The sequence below is a fragment of the Candidatus Vagococcus giribetii genome (genome assembly GCF_017316185.1).
Classification (GTDB): Bacteria; Bacillota; Bacilli; order Lactobacillales; family Vagococcaceae; genus Vagococcus; species Vagococcus giribetii.
The window spans coordinates 37,433-54,761 of the sequence record NZ_JAFLVX010000018.1 but is presented as its reverse complement, the minus strand read 5'-3'; the positions used below and the strand labels follow the sequence as shown (position 1 = coordinate 54,761).

Below are 17,329 nucleotides of genomic sequence, written 5' to 3'. Positions count from 1 at the left end.
TATTTTACCCAAGGAAATATCTCCATCGGGTCTGCGGGATTTTCGCCTCATTACCGAGAGCAAAATTGAGTTTGGCGATTCTATAAAATAAAAAACTCAGTAGTCATTTTACATTGTAAAACAACTACCAAGCATCATTACAAGAGGGATAGACAATAGGTTACTAGTCCAAACCCCTAAAACGGCTAATTCTAAGCGTGTGATTAGTGTAGATGATAAAACAATCGAGATATTAAAAATGGCGTGTGACTCAAAAAAAGAGTATTTCACTAGAGGACATAACACATTGAAAAAATCTCAGTTAGTTTTTAGTAATTTATCTAATGAGCTGCTGCAACCTCGCATCACTAGAAAGTACCAACTTCGATTAGAAAAAAAATATGGCATGAGAAGAATAACAACTCATAGCCTAAGACATACTCATTGTTCCCTACTCTTTGAAGCAGGAGCAAGTATCAAAGAAGTACAAGAAAGATTAGGTCACTCAGGCATTCAAACAACCCTAAATATTTACGCTCACGTATCAAAAGAAAAGAAAGAACAAACTGCCGATATATTTGCCAAATACGTTGGTATTTAGACCTAACCGTATTCAAAACCGTATTTAAGCATAAGAAAAAGGTCTTACAAACACTAACACATCATTGATGTATCAACGTTTATAAGACCTTTTCTTTAAAATAAGATGGAAGCGGCGGGATTTGAACCCGCGTCCAAACACATTGCTACTTAAACATCTACGCTTATAGTCATACTATTTAAATTTCGCTTTGCCTCATGCCGCATAACAGGCCCTAAACATCGCTAGTCTGATAATCTCTTTTAAACTTTACAGACGGAAAAATTTAACGTATCCCACTAATTTTGAGACCCTTACTCGAGCACATGGGCGATGCCGAGAGGATCTTCACTCGCTGTTTTTAGGCAGCTAAAGCGAAAGTATTGTTTTCGTTTTTAGCAGTTATATTTAACTGTAACGTTTTTACGTAGACGTAACCTACGAAGCGCAATTCAAGCTCAATTATGCCTGTCGAATCCATAACGCCCCCTTATTTATAACAACAATCAGTATAGCATAGTTTCAACATTTATCAAATAAAAAATCTCTTCGCTTGAAGAGATTTTTCACTAACGCTTAATATTTTCAGCATATTTATTGAGTGTTTTGACATACTGTCTGCGACATAATAAGAAAAACAACACTTGAAAGATAATATACACAATTAAAATCTGCCCTAGATACTGATAAACAGGTAAATTAACCATCGTTTTTAAGGCGCTCATTGCTACAACAAAATGTAAACTTGAAATAACAAATGGCATAAAGAACATAATCAGCATCTCTACTGTTACCATCTTCCTTCTTCTCTTTTCAGGGACACCAAGAATGTAGAGAGAACGATGATATTTCCCATCTTTTTCCAGTTCACTAAACAACTTAAAGTAAATGATACTACAAGAAAACGTAAAGAATACAGAACCCAACAACACACTAATTAATAGAATTGTGCCATTTTTTTGTTTCGTATCCAGCCATGTTTTATACATGGTACTGTAATAAAAGCCTTCAGCTTCAACAGCCATCATGCCATCAATTTCACTTTCTGTTAAATCATTTTCTGGTCGCTTATTAATCGAAGTGAAGTAATCGTCTAGCTTTTGCTCACTCACTACTTGTTTTTTGGATAAATCTTGAGCTATTTTTTTGTTCATCTCAGGATATTTTTGCCAGTCATTAAACTGGAAAATATGAATGTTTGGTGACTCATAGGGTGTTTTCTTTTTAATTTCTTCAAAGGTTGCATCTGATACAACAGCCAAAGCATTTTGAGGACGGCTAATGGCCATCTGCTCTTCTGAATATGTTAGCGTTGCTAAAGAACGTTCTTCGCTATCATTATCCGTTTGGAATAATAAAGAAACAGGTTTTTTAACCGATGTTAATTTTTCTTTTTTGACTTGTTTAACATCTGAATTTGTTCGTGCCAATTTCAAAACGGTGCCATTCGGAACAACAACTGGCTCTTTACCTTCAAAAGTTAAAAGTTGATTGAAGGTACTTTCGCTAATTCCCGTTAACATTTCTGAGCTACCTATTGCTTCATCTTCCACCCAAATATCCGTTTGATTTAAATCTATAGAGAGATAATTTGGTGCTTCCTTCTCAATCAGCTGTTCAATTTCTTTAATATTCTCAGCATGAATTTTCTTACTAGCTTCAGTTGGATCTCCGTAGTTGTTCGTATAAACAACCGCAAAAGAATCCGCTTGAGTGCTACCAAATTCATAGCTACCAATGGCTTTTGACACGCCGATACCTACAAAGGCAATAGCTCCTACAATCGCAATCATAAAATACATTGTTGCGTTACTTTTCATTCGTTGCATTAGGTTACTAATCGTCAACATGTTGCCATGTCTAAAGAAAATATTTTTGTTTCTTAGCGAGTAAAATAAACGCACACTTGCGTATTTAAAAAATAGAAAAGTTCCTAATATGGTGATTAGAACACAAGCAAGTAGAGTAATTAAGTTAGTTCCTAATCCACCCCAATCTAAGACAAAGCCAAAGACTAAGATATAACCAACTAAAATAAGACACACGCCAAGCGCTGCAAGAACAACGCTTGTTTTCGGTTCGACTACGATATCTTCTTGTTCGTACTTCATTTCAATAAAATTTAGTTTGCGTAATTTTAAAATAGTCACAAGAGATATGAACAGAAATATGAATGCATAGACAACCCAAGTAAGCAAAATCGCTTTCCAAGGGAAATAAAACGCCAAGCCTTCCTCAACGGCTAAAATATTTTGAGAGATTAATAAAATCAACTTAGAGAAGGTTATCCCAGCAAGAGTTCCGACTAAAATCGAGCCAAAGCCTAAGACTAAGTTTTCTGACACAATCATCTTCCGTAATTTCTTCTCAGACATACCTAAGGTCAAGTAAACCGAGAGTTGAGGTTTTCTTGTTTGCAGAAAAGCACTAAAAGCATACCACAAGAAAACAAAAGACATTAATGCAATCACCACTTCGGCAACTGTTATCCCAAAAGTCGCCATCTCAGACATGGTGTCACTACTTCCTCGTAACTGACTTCCTAAATCAGGATGGAAATACAATAAAGAGAAAATAAAGAATACCATGACAGAAAACAAACTACTGAAGAAATAAGTTAAATATTCACGACCATTTCTTAGAACATTACGAATGACGAGTTGATTGAAATTCATGATTCGTCCCTCCTAGATGTGCGAGTACGTCTAAAATATTTTGATAGAAATCTTCACGATGATCTCCACAGTAGATGTCATTGTAAAACTCACCGTCTTTGATAAATGCCACACGATTTGAATAACTAGCAGATATGGCATCATGAGTTACCATAATTGTTGTGACTTTGCGAATTTTATTAATCTCAGAAAGCAAGGTCATCACGTCCCCTGCTGCTTTAGAATCCAAATTCCCCGTAGGCTCGTCAGCTAAGATAATTTCTGGGTCATTGATTAAGGCACGTGCAATAGCAATACGTTGTTTCTCTCCACCAGAAGCTTCGTGAATTCGATTTTTGGCTAAGTGAGCAATTCCTAAATCCTCCATTATTTTCTTGACTTTCTTTTTCATATTCTTAGGTGAATCATTATCTAAGGTTAAGGGCAACATAATATTTTCTTCTACTGTCAAAGGAGGCAGTAAATTGAAATCTTGAAACACAAAGCCAATTTTCTTTAAGCGAAAAGCACTTAGCTCGTCTTTTCCTAATTGACTGACTTCTTTGCCATCAATCTTAATATAACCACTTGTTGGTTTATCCAATGTTGCTATAATATTTAACAAGGTGGTCTTACCACTACCAGAAGGACCCATGATACTTAAAAACTCACCTTTTTCAACGTTTAAATCAATTTTTTTCAAGGCTTCATGTGGAACTACCCCTTGGTAAACTTTGACTATTTTATCTAGTGTAATCATTGTCATTATTCTTCCTCCATCACTCGTTTATTCTTATTATAAACCATCTTCCACCTAGAACGTATTGCCTAAAATGACAGGTTTCTTACGCCTCTGTAAGAAAACAAAAAAGACTTGTAAAGTACCGAACATGACAGTTCTTGGTACTTTACAAGTCTAAATCAATATCTTATTTTGAAGCGACCCACTCATTAACTGCAGCAAGTGCCTCTTTCATACCAGCAGGATTTTTACCACCGGCTTGAGCCATATCTGGACGGCCACCACCACCACCACCAACGTGAGGAGCGATTGCTTTAATTAAATCTCCAGCTTTAAGACCTTTTGCATTCATCTCTTTTGTCATAGCAGCAAGTAAGTTTACTTTGCCATCTTGAGAGGTTCCTAATACTAATACATCAGATAATTCTTTTTGTTTCCATTGGTCAGCTAGTTGACGTAATTGGTTCATATCTTTCACATTTACTTCAGCAGCAATGACTGTAACGTCACCAATTGTTTGAACATTACCAAAAATTTCGCTACTTTGAGCATTTGCTAATTTTGATAATAAGGCTTCATTTTCTTTTTGTAACTCTTTTAGTTGTTCTTGTAAGCTAGTTACTTTTGAAACAGTGTCTTTTAATTGAGGAGCTTTCACTAAATGAGCTACTTCTTTTAAAGCTGTTTCTTCTGTTTGTAAGACTTCAAAAGCTTCTTTACTTGTAACAGCTTCAATACGTCTCACACCTGCACCAATACCTGATTCTGAGGTAATCTTGAAGATACCAATATCAGATGTATTGTTTACATGAACCCCACCACAAAGTTCTACTGAATAGTCAGATACGCTAACAACACGGACAACTTTGCCGTATTTCTCACCGAATAATGCCATAGCGCCCATTTCTTTAGCAGTATCAACGTCTGTTTCAATGGTTACTACAGGAATGCTTTCCCAAATTTTTTCATTTACTTTTCGTTCCATCTCTTTTAATTCATCAGCTGTAACTGCTTCAAAATGAGTGAAGTCAAAACGTAAATGATTTGGAGAAACTAATGAACCTGCTTGATTAGCATGCTCTCCTAATACATCTTTTAAAGCACGGTGAAGTAAATGAGTCGCTGTATGATTTTTGATGATTTTGTTTCTTAATAACTCATCTACCACTAACGTATACTCTTCACCTTTTACAAGTTCTCCTGTCACTTCTACTAAGTGTAAAGGTTGTGCGTTTGGTGCTTTCTTCACATTAAGAACAGTTGCAACTACTTGTCCCTCTGCGTTTTTAATCACACCAGTATCTGCAACTTGTCCACCCATTTCAGCATAGAAAGGTGTTTGATTGAAGATTAATTGTGCTTCTCCAGTAGATACATTTTCTTTTTCTTCATCATCTTGGACAAGGGCTACTAATGTACCAGTAGCTACTGTTTTGTCATAACCAATGAATTCACTTGCTTCTTTAATGTCAGATAAAACAGCTGATTGAACGTTCATTGAGCTTTCAGTTGAACGAGCCGCTCTTGCTCTTTCACGTTGAGCAGTCATTTCAACTTCAAACCCATCATGATCTACTTTAAGGCCTTCTTCTTCGGCCATTTCTTCTGTTAATTCCACTGGGAAACCATATGTATCATATAATTTGAAGATGTCTTTTCCTTCTAATGTGTCTTTTCCTTCTTCTTTAAGAGAAGCAATTAAATCAGTGATAATTTGTAAACCATCATTGATTGTTTCGTGGAAACGTTCTTCTTCAGTTTTAATGATTTTTTCAATAAAGCTTTGTTTTTCAATGATTTCAGGGTAGTAGCTTTCCATAATATGTCCCACAACTGGCACTAATTTGTATAGAAATGCTTCATCAATTCCTAATTTTTTACCATGCATAACAGCACGACGTAATAAACGACGTAATACATAGCCACGGCCTTCATTAGATGGTAAAGCTCCATCACCAATGGCAAAGCTTACGGCACGTACATGGTCAGCAATTACTTTAAAGCTTGTTTTTGTTGCTAAATCATCATCGTATTTTTTAACTTTAGACATTTCTTCTGTTGCATGGATAATTGGTAAGAAGAGATCTGTTTCAAAGTTTGTTGGCGCATCTTGGAAGATAGATACCATACGCTCTAAGCCCATACCTGTATCAATATTTTTTTGAGGTAATGGTTCGTATTGGTGATCTTCAGTATGGTTAAATTCAGAAAATACTAAGTTCCAAATTTCAAGGTAACGTTCATTTTCTCCACCAGGATAGTTTTCTGGATCATCTTCAGCAACATCGTTAAATGCTTGGCCACGGTCGTAGAAAATTTCTGAATCCGGTCCACATGGGCCAGCTCCAATATCCCAAAAGTTATCTTCAATATCAATAATTGATTCTTGAGGTAATCCAATTTCTTCATGCCAAATACGACGAGCTTCTTTATCTTCTGGATACACAGTTACATAAAGTTTTGATTTATCTAAAGCAAACCATTCTTCACTTGTTAGTAATTCCCAAGCCCAATGAATCGCTTCTTTTTTAAAGTAGTCCCCAATTGAAAAGTTTCCTAACATTTCAAACATCGTATGGTGACGTGCTGTCTTTCCTACGTTTTCGATATCGTTTGTGCGGATACTTTTTTGTGAATTGGTAATTCTTGGGTTTTCTGGTGTTACTGTCCCATCAAAATATTTTTTTAATGTAGCGACTCCAGAGTTAATCCATAAAAGAGTTGGATCTTCGATTGGTACTAGTGATGCGCTAGGCTCAACTTGATGCCCTTTTGATTTAAAGAAATCTAAATACATTTGTCTTACTTCAACACTTGTCAATTGTTTCATTTGTTTTCCTCCTAAAAAATATAAAAAAGCACCTTGCATAACAAGGGCGTCTACCGCGGTACCACCTTGCTTGCAAGAATGCTTCAACATTCATTACGTCTTTAGTACTTTTTAACGCAAAGTAACACGTGATAATTTCTTATCAAATTTATGTAAGGATAGCCATTATTTCTCGAACACTCTTTCTTTTCACCTACCAGAAAGCTCTCTAAACTGTCTAAAAAATCTGTTCCTTACTAGCATACAAATTATAATGAATATCCTTGATTCTGTCAACATTCATGCCGCTAAAGAAATAAAAAATAAAAAAACACATAATTTTTATTCTCTGTCTGATAATTAATGGTATCATAAAAGTAGACATGACAAGAAACTGGGAGATGATAAGATTGATAACCGTTATTTTTAGTAATAAACAATGGGTAAAAGCTGCTTCTTTTTATTTAAGAACTCTTGTATTTGTACAAGAGCAAAACATTTCACCTAAAGCTGAATTTGACTCTTTAGACACTGATCACACCAATTACGTAGTCATTTATTACCAACAAACACCTATTGCAACAGGTAGATATCAACAAGATGACGCTACTACTGTTAGACCTGACCGAGTCTGCGTTAGACGTGAATGGCGAAAAAAAGGCATTGGCAGACGCGTTATCCTAGAGTTAGAAAATATCGGTAGACAAAACAACTGCACACTCTCAAGAATCCACGGTGAAAAACAAGCTATCACCTTCTACCAAAAATTAGGTTATAGCGTTGTTTCAGATGAATTTATAGAAGATGGCATTATCTGTGTTAAATTAGAAAAAAATCTTTAATCCTATTCGTAAATAAGGAATGACTCTTTTTAGTTGTCATTGCTTATTTTTTTTTGTTGAGCTTTCTCTTTGACAGGAATCACTAATTTTTATAGTCTTAATGTAACAAATGAAGTTACATTAAAAATTAGGAGGAATCATTTATGAAAATCGGTATTATTGCAGCAAGCGGAAAAGCAGGATCTACTCTATTAGAGGAGGCTATAAAAAGAGGTCATGATGTGACTGCGATTGTCAGAAACAAAGAAAAACTACAAAATAAAGAAGTTGCTTTTATTGAGAAAGATTTATTTGATTTAACGTCTTTAGATTTGGCTGGTTTTGATGTTATTATTAATGCCTTCAACGCCCCCCAAGATAAACCAAATCTTCATGTAACAAGCCTTGCTCACCTAACCTCGATCTTAAAAGACAGTGATACTCGATTAGTTGTCGTTGGTGGTGCTGGTAGTTTATACATCAACAAAGAGCATAGTTTACAATTAAAAGATGGCAAAGATTTCCCAGACGCTTTTAAACCAACTGCGATTGCAATGAGTGAAGCTTTAGCAAATCTTAGACTCGTAACAGATGTTAACTGGTTATACCTTAGCCCAGCAGCATTCTTTAATCCTGAGGGAGAACGCACTGGTCATTACACATTGACAGGTGAAGAATTCACTACAAATGAAAAAGGTGAAAGCGTCATAAGCTATCAAGACTATGCAGTGGCTCTACTTGACCAAATTGAGACAAACACTGATAATCAAGTAAGAGTTAGTGTTCGTTACTAAGTCAAGGAGGTGATTAATTGTCCACTAAACTTAGCGTTGCGATTCATATTTTAAGTCTACTTGATATTGAGGCAGAACAACATTTGACCTCCACCCAAATTGCTGGAAGCGTTAAAACGAATCCTGTTGTCATTAGAAGAATCATGAGTCAATTAAAAGAAGCGCAATTAATCGAAAGTCGCATTGGAAAAAAAGCCAATAAACTAGCGCGAGCACCAGAAGAAATAACGTTGCTTGACGTTTATCTCGCTGTGCATCAAGATGAACTACCCTTTGGTATCCATCAAAACACTGAGTTAAACTGTGTAGTTGGTAGTCAAATTCAGGAAGCACTTGATAACACCTATCAACAAATCCAAGCTGAATTAATGGCTTCATTGAATAATGTCACCCTTAAAGACGTGACTTCCCAAATAAAGCCTGTATAGCGCAAACAGGGTGGGTCAAAAGTCGTTTTGCTCTGAGCAACTGGAGGAATTAAGGGACAATCGGCTTTTTCGATTGAATCTTAATTGTGAAGTTGTTGAAAGAGCAGACTTTTTATCCCCTGACTAATAAAGAAAATTCAGGTAAAAGAATAGAGGCTGACATTTTAGTCAGCCTCTTTTTTTACTATCTATTAAAAATCTTCTTTTCTAGCTTTACGATTAGTACGGTTAGTTTGACGTCTTTCCAATTGACGTTTTTTCTTCTCGTTATGGCTAATGGCTGCATTGATTTTCTTTTTATAACCTGGTTTTACTTTTTTCTTTTTCTTTTGAACCATACCAATCATAGTTGTATCTAATTGGCGTTGTGATTTTTCACGTTTTTTACGACGATCACGGTGATAAGAATCTTTAATTTCTCCTCCGTGGATAGCTTTTGGATGGAACTCAATGCCTAATTTTTCTAATTCAGCTAATTGATTTTCATCAGATGGTGCGTAAAGTGTAATTGCTGTTCCGTCTAATCCATTACGACCAGTACGTCCCACACGGTGAATGAAGAAATCTAAATCTGTTGGGATTTCCGCATTAATAACATGAGAAACACCTTCAATATCAATACCACGAGCTGCTAAGTCAGTCGCTACAACAAATTGATAGTCTAAGTTTTGGATGTTTTTCATCACTCGTTTACGTTCACGAGGAGGAATATCACCATGGATAGTAGCTACTTTTAACCCTTGCTCTTTTAAATAAGTAGCAATTTCGTCTACACGTTGTTTGGTATTAGCAAATACCATTACTAAGTACGGATGACCAATTGTCAGTAATTTATACACTAATTGGTTCACATCTTGACCTTTTGTTGAAATCACCCAGTTATCAATTGTATCAGAGATAATTGAACTTGGTTTAATGTGTTCTACTACAGGATTATCCATGTATTTTTTCAAGAATGGTTGTAATTTCACTGGAATAGTTGCTGAAAAAACAAGCATTTGTAAATTCTTAGGTAAAGTTGCTGCGATTTGATCCACATCTTCTAAGAATCCCATATCAAGTGTCATATCAGCCTCATCTACAACAAAGAATTTTGCTGTATGTGATTTTAACGACTGGCTAGAGATTAAATCTAAAATTCGACCAGGTGTTCCAATAACTAAGTGAGGTTGATTTGATTTTAATTTATCCATTTGACGTTGTTTGTCTGTTCCACCAACGTATTGAGCCACTCTAATTTCTTCTGGAGAGTGTTTCGCAATTTGGATAGCTGCTTGATAAATTTGTTCAGCTAACTCACGACTTGGTGTTGTAATAATTCCTTGAACTTCGTCTTTTTGAGAGTCGATAGCTTCCATCATTGGTAGTAAGAACGTATGAGTTTTCCCTGATCCTGTCTGAGATTGGCCGACTACGTTTTTCCCGTTCATAATCACTGGGATTAATTTCTTTTGCACTTCTGTTGGTTCTTTGAATCCTTTTTCGTCTAAGGCTTCAATAATATATTCTTTGAGTTTGAATTGATTAAATGTATTCATTCTCTCACCTTCTTTCTTCTTTTTTGTCCTTTGGCATTATACCATACTTTACATAAACAATTTAAGAATCACTAAAATAAATACAAAATAACTTAAAATAGAGTAAGTCAAACAGCTTGTAGCAAACTCCTCGTCTGCTCCATAACTCCTAGAAAGTATGGGCATAGCATTTTGAACTGGCATAGCTGACTGTAGGATAAATACTTGTAACATCAAGGGTGGAACCGGTATAACGAAAGAAACCAAATACACAACCAGTGGTGAGATTAAGTACCTTCCAATTAAAACGCCTGCCACATCTTTATTCATCTTCAAATTTTTAATCCCAGTCTCATAAATGATGATTCCAATCACAAAAAGGGATAAGGCAGTAGTCATACCACCAATATAAGAAGAAAAATCAAATAACGGTTTAGGTACAGGTTTGCCTGTCAACAACCATAATATTCCTACGATAAACCCCATTAAAGCTGGTGACATTAGTTGTTTTCCTAATTTCTTAAAACTAAAATGAGCCTCTTTTAATTTGATTTCTGGATTATCTTTAGCTATTAACATAATCCCCACTGTAAAAAAGAATGTGGTATTACAAATATAATAAAGCAAGGCATAAGGAATCGCCTTTTCGCCAAAAACAGCCATATTAACAGGAAGTCCCATAAAAATCGTATTGGCAGCAGTAAACATGGTCATAAAAGATCCACGCCTTGATATAGGGACTTTAGTTAGTTTGGCGTAAAGAAAACTAATACCAAATGTGATTAGTATGGACACAAAGGGTAACGCAATACCCTTAAATAGCTCTAAAAACTCTTCGCGAGTAAACTTTTGTGTCATGTTAAGAAACATGCTTAAAGGTAGTGTGATGTTTAAGACTAATTTTGAAAAGACATCTGCAACATGACTGTCAAACCATTTTTTCCAAGTTAGGATATAACTCAAAAGAATAATGGCAAAAACAACTAAAATATTTAGATACGCTGCGATCATCTAGTTAGTTCCTACGTACATACGAGGCAAACGATCCGTCAGACCACAAGTCACTTCGTAATTAATCGTTCCCACATATTCTGCTCCAGATTGGACTGAATTAAATTCATGCTGATTTTGTCCAAAAATAGTTACTTTTGTTCCAACTGGGACTTTCTCATCTAATCTAATCATGCATTGATCCATACACACGCGACCAATTATTGGGTATTTCTTGCCATTAACAATTACTTCGTATCCTTGAAAGCGTCTAATGAGACCATCTGCATAGCCGATTGGTAAAGTGGCAACCCACTCTTTTCCTTTTGTTTCATAAGTGGCACCATAGCCAACTTTTTCACCTTTGTTTAATTCTTTGATATGAATTACTTCTGTTTCTAGAGTTAATGCCTGTTTAAGCGGATAAGGTTCTTCTAGTTCTCTACCAGAAGGGTTCATCCCATACATGGCGTCTCCAAAGCGAACTAGATTACTCTCCCAAGCATCATGCCAAAGAGCTGTAGCTGAGTTAGCTGTGTGAATATATTTAACGCCTTCACCTAAGATTTCTAAAGCTTCCAAAAAGCGGCTTTGTTGCACGTTAAAATGCTCTAGACTCTTAGAATCTGCTGTTGCAAAATGAGTAAACAAACCTTCAAAAATAATTAACTCATTATTATCTAAGATTTTTTTAGCGGCTTCCATACTCTCTTTACCATACAAACCAATGCGTCCCATACCAGAGTCAATTTTCAAGTGAATCTTAACAGGTTCTTCAATCACTTGATCAAGCTCTTCTAGCCATTCTAAGCTTGGAGCAGCTAAAGTAATATTATTGTCAATAACGATTGGTAAATAAGCTAATGAGACATAACTCAACACTAAGACAGGGACCTTTATCCCAGCTTTTCTTAACTCCAAGGCTTCATCTAGATTAGACACACAAAGACCAGTTGCCCCTGCTTTAATAGCTATTTGAGCCACTTCCACTGCTCCATGTCCATAACCATTTGCCTTTACGACTGCAAAGAGTTCTTGTTTTTTATTTAATCTGTTTATCTCTTCTTTTACGTTGTAACTAATCGCGTCTAAATCAACAACGACACGACTTGGTCGAAAATTACTTGGAGTCATTTCTTTTCCTTCTTTCTGTTTTGTTACGATTTCATTCTATCATAAATTTGAAAGGTGAAACAAAAAAAGACTTAACAAGTGACTTGCTAAGCCTTCTAATTATCCTTTTGGTGCAACACCAATTGCAACTGATTTTTCACCTAAATGAGTGCCAATAACAGGACCAAAATCACAAATAATAACTTCTAACTCTTTGTGTTTTTTTAATAAGTCATGTTTAACAATCTCAGCAGTTTCTAAATTGTTACAATGAATCACATAAAACGTACTATCATCAGGCTTACTTGCAACTTCATTTAAAGCAATGTCTTCAACACGTTTCAATGCTTTCTTTTGTGAACGAATTTTCTCACTTAAAACAATATCACCGTTTTTAAACATTAGAATGGGTTTGATTTTCAATAAGGTACCAATAATAGCAGCCCCATTCTTCAAACGGCCTCCACGTACTAAATGATTTAAATCATCTACAACAATTAAACCTTCAACTTTTTCTCTCATCTGTGTTAATTTACTTACTATCATATCAGGAGTAGCTTCACCTTGTTGAGCCATATCCATTGCAACTTCCACCATTTTCCCCATTGGTCCGCTGGTTAATAGCGAATCAAAAGGATAGACAGAAATTGATTTGACTTCACTTGCTATACTTGCTACTGAATGGACTAAGCCAGAAATTCCTGATGACATATGAATACTGATCACAGCATCATAGCCAAGACTACCAATACGATCATATAATTCAAACAACTCACCAATCGCAGGTTGAGATGTTTTGGGGAAACTTTTCGCTTGTCTTAGTTTGTCATAAAAACCATCCACGTGAATATCAATGTCTTCTAAATACACTTGATCATCAATAATTAGGGGGACAGGGACTATAAATAAATCTTCACGAGTGCGATAGTCTTCTTTGATATAAGCGGTGCTATCCGTGACGACTGCAATTTTCATCCGATTTCCTCAATTCTTTTCTCTTTGGGCTCTATAATGCCTAACCTACATTATAGAGTTCTCTTCTGGCAATGTAAAGAAAAAGCCAGATAATTCTTACTTATTAAAAAATTCATTAATCGCAGCTTTATTAGCTCCTTCATCAATTTCAAGGACACTACCTGCATAGTCATAGTAACCGTCTGTCCAAGTATCTTTTACTGGAACTGTCAGAATTTCTAACGGTTTATGAGAACTAAATAAATAATTCATTCCTGCTGATGGGTAAAAACTAAACGGAATATCTGTTTGCGTATAGCCACGAACTTTTCCTAGAGCTTCTGGAATATGCCACGCATTAAGCGGACTTAAACTAGTACTTACAAGAGCTGACATTACTTGTTGTTGACGACGAACACGACCAAAGTCACCTTCTTCATCTTTTCTAAAGCGAGCATACTGCAAGGCTTCATGTCCGTTCATTTTTTGAGGCCCTTTTTTAATCACAGTCCCTTCAACTTCTAAGTCTTTTTCAGCATCTATTTTGAGTCCACCAGGAGCGAGCGTATCCACTATTTTAGGGAACGACTCAAAGTTAACAATGGCATAATACTGAATAGGAATACCAAAGGTTTGTTTAATTGTTTGTCTAACAAGCTCTGGTCCACCATAAGCATAAGCCGCATTGATTTTATTGTATTCAACCCCATCTTTTGTTGGGATTGGGACAAACGTATCTCTCATAATAGAAACAATTTTAGGTTGTTTATTCTTTTTATCATAATGAGCAATCATAATAGTGTCAGAACGTCCCTGATCTTCACCTCTTGAGTCGCTACCTAATAATAAAATATTCGTTGAGCCGTCTGTTGATTTTTCACCAACAAAATTTCCTACATCTGGTTGCTGATTATTTTTATCCATTTTGGTTGCCATATAGCCTTTAAAATAACCAAACGTACAAAGAATAACAATCACCAGTAGAACCATTAAGAAAATGCGTGTTTTCTTTCTTTTCTTCTTAGGTTTCTTTGCTTTTGGTGGTTTTGTTCCTTTAGGTGGTATGTTTCCACCACCACCACTTTTGTAATCATTATCTGGTACAGGCCCTTGAAGTTGTTCTTTTACCTGTTTTTTATTTTTTTTCTCATTTTTTTCTTTTTCCGCTTGGCGATGTCGATCCATTCTTGTCATATTTGACATTATTTACACCCTCTACTTAATCATTATCTGTTCATCATAGACTATTTTTTAAGGTATTGAAATGGTTTCGCTCAAATCTTTAACTATTTTTATGCTAAAGCGTTTTTCTAAAAAAGCTATAATCTCCCAATAGTTTAATCTCTCCGCCTAACGCTCTAATTTCTTCTAAGGCCCCTTGATTTAATTCTTTTTGTTCCTGTTTCATATCTATCAAAAAGTAATAGTCACCTAGTTTAGTCCTTAAAGGTCTTGATTCAATTTTAGTTAGATCTATCCCGCGCCAACTAAAAACAGATAAGATTTTATGTAAATTTCCAGGTTTATTCTCTGGAAAAGACACACCAATGGTCTTTCTGTCACCACTTTTTTGCCAATTGTTCTCTCGCAACGTATTCTTACCAACAATCCAGAACCTCGTCTCATTTGTCACTATATCTTGAATATTGTCGTGAACAATCACTAAATCATACATCCCTGCCGCTTCTTTTGGCCCCACACAAGCTGCTCTTTCTTCTGGGTGTGACGCTATCCACTGTGCAGCTGTTGTTGTGGATTCTGTCATCACTTGTGGCACATTCTTAAAGTGATTAGCTAAAAAAGTTTGCGATTGGGCTAAGGCTTGCGGATGGGATTTAATAACTTCTAGTCGTTCAAGGGATGTGACTTGTTTACGGTTCACCATTAGATGTTGCTTAATCGGTAAAATAATCTCTCCTTGCACTGGAATAGATAGTTGATGATACAAATAATCTAGTGTTTGATTCACAGTGCCTTCGATTGAATTTTCAATAGGAACAACTACATAATCCAAGTCTCCTTCTTCTAATTCTTTTAGAGTACTCACAATAGAAGGAAAAGGAACAACTAAGTGATTGCTAAAAAAACAAGTAGTTGCTGTATGCGTAAATGAGCCTTCTGGTCCAAGATATCCTATTTTCATAGTCTCATCCCCTTTATTTCCTTCATAATGATAGACACAATGTCTGACACGGGTAAGTCGTCAATCACAATGGTATGGGTAGCGACCTCCTCATATAGTGTTTCTCTTTGTGACATCATCTCTGCTATTTCTTGTTTTGTTTTAGCCGTTGCTAATGGTCGTTTATTGTGTTGATCATTCACAATACGGCTAAACAAAGTGTCCACATGACCTTTTAAGTAGATAACAGGTGATTCTCTTTTTAAAAGAGCTTTACTTTTATCAAAGGTCACAACTCCACCACCTGTTGCTACAACAGCTTTCTTTTGTATGGATTCAGTCAATACTTGATACTCAGTTTCTCTAAAAAAAATTTCACCCTTTGATGCGAATATCTCAGGGATTGTTTGATTTGTTTTTCTTTCAATTTCTTGATCCATCTCAATAAACTCGCAATGTAAAGCTTCTGCTAATTGTTTTCCTACGGTTGATTTACCAGACCCCATAAAACCAACTAATATAATGCCACTCATTTAGCATCACTCACTAATTTAGCTAAATCTTTAAAAAATGTAGGATATGAAACAGAGACTGCCTCGCTTTTATCAAGAATAACTTCGCCTTCATTAACGAGTAAAGCTGCGACTTGTAGCATCATACCTATACGATGGTCTCCGTAGCTTGTTACGCTACCAGCAGTTAAAGGTGTTGGACCTTTAACAATTAAGCCGTCGTCAGTCGGAGTCACATCAGCACCTAACTTACTTAATTCATCTGCCACAGCTTGAATACGGTCTGTTTCTTTCACTCGTAATTCTTCTGCGTCTTTTATAACTGTTGTACCAGTTGCTTGAGTCGCTAATAAAGCCAAAATGGGGATTTCATCAATTAATCTAGGAATCAACTCGCCACTAATCTCTGTTCCTACTAAGTCACTACTTGTCACAATCACAGTACCTGATTCATTAACCTCATCTATGTCCTCAATAGAGATATCGCCTCCCATAGCTTTAATCACATCAATAATACCTGTCCGTGTTTGATTTAAGCCGACATTTTTAAGGACAATTCGACTATTTGATACTAAAAGTCCTGCTACGATAAAGAAAGCTGCTGAAGAAATATCTCCTGGGACATTGACATGAGTTCCTTTAAACTGCTGATGACCACTCAATTTAATCTCTTTCCCACTAACGTCAATCTGTCCACCAAATTGGCGAATCATCACCTCTGTATGGTCTCTTGTTAATTCTTTTTCAATAATCACGGACTCTTTCTTAGCATAAAGTGCTGCAAATAAGAGAGCTGACTTGACTTGGGCGCTTGCAACTGGCAATTGGTAATGAATTGGTTGAATGTCTTTATTTCCCTTGAGGTTTATTGGTGGAAATTGTGTCCCTTCAAATCCTGACACCTCAACTCCCATCTCTTGTAAGGGAAGCATTACTCGATTCATCGGACGTTTTTGAATAGAGCTATCTCCGGTTAAGATTACTTCTAGATTTTGGCCTGCTAGGATACCCATTAATAAGCGGATAGTCGTTCCTGAATTACCTACATCTAAAATGTCACTTGGTTGTTTCAATCCTTGAAAACCTACACCCGTCACAACGATTTCCTTTTCTTTTTCTTCAATTTCAACACCTAGTTGTCTGAAAATCTTAATGGTATTTAAACAATCATCTGCTTTTAAAAAATGCGTGATTGTTGTTTTGCCTGTTGCCAAGGCACCAAACATAATACTTCTGTGAGAAATAGATTTATCTCCTGGCACTTCAATTGTCCCTTTTAGGGAAGTTACATTTGTCATTAGTTGCATCGCTTTC

Annotated in this window: 15 protein-coding genes and 1 other RNA gene; 4 read left to right on the top strand and 12 right to left on the bottom strand. The window is 35.9% G+C overall.

The window, feature by feature from the left end; translation table 11 throughout:
- Positions 1 to 199 precede the first annotated feature (199 nt).
- Positions 200 to 580 carry a site-specific integrase gene (locus DOK76_RS06880; RefSeq protein ID WP_370590106.1) on the top strand — a complete coding sequence of 127 codons (381 nt, stop codon included), beginning with the start codon at positions 200 to 202 and terminating at the stop codon, positions 578 to 580.
- Positions 581 to 683: 103 nt separating this feature from the next.
- Here DOK76_RS06880 and ssrA read toward each other — a convergent pair.
- The 4 genes from ssrA to alaS all read right to left on the bottom strand — a co-directional run bounded on the left by ssrA (position 684) and on the right by alaS (position 6,785).
- Positions 684 to 1,049, bottom strand: a transfer-messenger RNA (tmRNA) gene (gene ssrA / locus DOK76_RS06875).
- A 79-nt stretch (positions 1,050 to 1,128) separates the two neighbouring features.
- The gene (locus DOK76_RS06870) at positions 1,129 to 3,234 is read right to left on the bottom strand and encodes an FtsX-like permease family protein (protein ID WP_206966130.1); all 2,106 of its coding nucleotides are present in this window, start codon (positions 3,232 to 3,234) and stop codon (positions 1,129 to 1,131) included.
- Complete coding sequence (locus DOK76_RS06865; protein ID WP_242542236.1) at positions 3,206 to 3,979, bottom strand: ABC transporter ATP-binding protein; 774 nt, start codon at positions 3,977 to 3,979, stop codon at positions 3,206 to 3,208. The genes DOK76_RS06870 and DOK76_RS06865 overlap by 29 nt, the downstream gene beginning before the upstream one ends.
- A 163-nt stretch (positions 3,980 to 4,142) precedes the next feature.
- Positions 4,143 to 6,785 (bottom strand): alanine--tRNA ligase, encoded by a 2,643-nt coding sequence (alaS, locus tag DOK76_RS06860; protein ID WP_206966129.1) that lies wholly within the window; start codon positions 6,783 to 6,785, stop codon positions 4,143 to 4,145.
- Between the two features lie 389 nt (positions 6,786 to 7,174).
- On the opposite strand from alaS, the gene DOK76_RS06855 reads away from it, so the two are divergent.
- From DOK76_RS06855 to DOK76_RS06845, 3 genes are all read left to right on the top strand, one after another.
- Positions 7,175 to 7,606 (top strand): GNAT family N-acetyltransferase, encoded by a 432-nt coding sequence (locus DOK76_RS06855; protein WP_206966127.1) that lies wholly within the window; start codon positions 7,175 to 7,177, stop codon positions 7,604 to 7,606.
- Positions 7,607 to 7,749: 143 nt separating this feature from the next.
- On the top strand, positions 7,750 to 8,379 hold the full coding sequence (locus DOK76_RS06850) for an NAD(P)-dependent oxidoreductase (RefSeq protein ID WP_206966125.1): 630 nt from the start codon (positions 7,750 to 7,752) through the stop codon (positions 8,377 to 8,379).
- A 17-nt stretch (positions 8,380 to 8,396) separates the two neighbouring features.
- Positions 8,397 to 8,807, top strand: a complete 411-nt coding sequence (locus DOK76_RS06845) for an Rrf2 family transcriptional regulator (protein WP_206966123.1) — start codon at positions 8,397 to 8,399, stop codon at positions 8,805 to 8,807.
- A gap of 191 nt (positions 8,808 to 8,998) precedes the next feature.
- Here DOK76_RS06845 and DOK76_RS06840 read toward each other — a convergent pair whose 3' ends face one another.
- From DOK76_RS06840 to aroA, 8 genes are all read right to left on the bottom strand, one after another.
- Positions 8,999 to 10,345, bottom strand: a complete 1,347-nt coding sequence (locus tag DOK76_RS06840; RefSeq protein WP_206966121.1) for a DEAD/DEAH box helicase — start codon at positions 10,343 to 10,345, stop codon at positions 8,999 to 9,001.
- Between the two features lie 48 nt (positions 10,346 to 10,393).
- A complete protein-coding gene (locus DOK76_RS06835; RefSeq protein ID WP_206966119.1) occupies positions 10,394 to 11,335 on the bottom strand; it encodes an AEC family transporter in 942 nt (313 codons plus the stop codon).
- The gene (gene alr / locus DOK76_RS06830) at positions 11,336 to 12,448 is read right to left on the bottom strand and encodes an alanine racemase (RefSeq protein ID WP_206966117.1); all 1,113 of its coding nucleotides are present in this window, start codon (positions 12,446 to 12,448) and stop codon (positions 11,336 to 11,338) included.
- A gap of 99 nt (positions 12,449 to 12,547) precedes the next feature.
- Positions 12,548 to 13,402: a DegV family protein gene (locus tag DOK76_RS06825; RefSeq protein ID WP_206966115.1), complete on the bottom strand. Its 855-nt coding sequence runs from the start codon at positions 13,400 to 13,402 to the stop codon at positions 12,548 to 12,550.
- 96 nt (positions 13,403 to 13,498) lie between these two features.
- Positions 13,499 to 14,584 carry an LCP family protein gene (locus DOK76_RS06820; RefSeq protein WP_242542235.1) on the bottom strand — a complete coding sequence of 362 codons (1,086 nt, stop codon included), beginning with the start codon at positions 14,582 to 14,584 and terminating at the stop codon, positions 13,499 to 13,501.
- A gap of 94 nt (positions 14,585 to 14,678) precedes the next feature.
- Complete coding sequence (pheA, locus tag DOK76_RS06815; protein ID WP_206966112.1) at positions 14,679 to 15,524, bottom strand: prephenate dehydratase; 846 nt, start codon at positions 15,522 to 15,524, stop codon at positions 14,679 to 14,681.
- Positions 15,521 to 16,036: a shikimate kinase gene (locus DOK76_RS06810; RefSeq protein ID WP_206966111.1), complete on the bottom strand. Its 516-nt coding sequence runs from the start codon at positions 16,034 to 16,036 to the stop codon at positions 15,521 to 15,523. The genes pheA and DOK76_RS06810 overlap by 4 nt, the downstream gene beginning before the upstream one ends.
- On the bottom strand, positions 16,033 to 17,322 hold the full coding sequence (gene aroA, locus DOK76_RS06805; RefSeq protein WP_206966108.1) for a 3-phosphoshikimate 1-carboxyvinyltransferase: 1,290 nt from the start codon (positions 17,320 to 17,322) through the stop codon (positions 16,033 to 16,035). Before aroA ends, DOK76_RS06810 begins: the two co-directional genes overlap by 4 nt.
- Positions 17,323 to 17,329: the final 7 nt, after the last annotated feature.

Excerpts from the sequence above, each read along its gene's own strand:
- DOK76_RS06850 (WP_206966125.1), top strand. The coding sequence starts at position 7,750 with ATGAAAATCGGTATTATTGCAGCAAGCGGAAAAGCAGGATCTACTCTA.
- DOK76_RS06870 (WP_206966130.1), bottom strand. The coding sequence starts at position 3,234 with ATGAATTTCAATCAACTCGTCATTCGTAATGTTCTAAGAAATGGTCGT.
- pheA (WP_206966112.1), bottom strand. The coding sequence starts at position 15,524 with ATGAAAATAGGATATCTTGGACCAGAAGGCTCATTTACGCATACAGCA.
- DOK76_RS06825 (WP_206966115.1), bottom strand. The coding sequence starts at position 13,402 with ATGAAAATTGCAGTCGTCACGGATAGCACCGCTTATATCAAAGAAGAC.
- DOK76_RS06865 (WP_242542236.1), bottom strand. The coding sequence starts at position 3,979 with ATGACAATGATTACACTAGATAAAATAGTCAAAGTTTACCAAGGGGTA.
- DOK76_RS06840 (WP_206966121.1), bottom strand. The coding sequence starts at position 10,345 with ATGAATACATTTAATCAATTCAAACTCAAAGAATATATTATTGAAGCC.
- DOK76_RS06835 (WP_206966119.1), bottom strand. The coding sequence starts at position 11,335 with ATGATCGCAGCGTATCTAAATATTTTAGTTGTTTTTGCCATTATTCTT.
- DOK76_RS06810 (WP_206966111.1), bottom strand. The coding sequence starts at position 16,036 with ATGAGTGGCATTATATTAGTTGGTTTTATGGGGTCTGGTAAATCAACC.
- alaS (WP_206966129.1), bottom strand. The coding sequence starts at position 6,785 with ATGAAACAATTGACAAGTGTTGAAGTAAGACAAATGTATTTAGATTTC.
- alr (WP_206966117.1), bottom strand. The coding sequence starts at position 12,448 with ATGACTCCAAGTAATTTTCGACCAAGTCGTGTCGTTGTTGATTTAGAC.
- aroA (WP_206966108.1), bottom strand. The coding sequence starts at position 17,322 with ATGCAACTAATGACAAATGTAACTTCCCTAAAAGGGACAATTGAAGTG.
- DOK76_RS06820 (WP_242542235.1), bottom strand. The coding sequence starts at position 14,584 with ATGTCAAATATGACAAGAATGGATCGACATCGCCAAGCGGAAAAAGAA.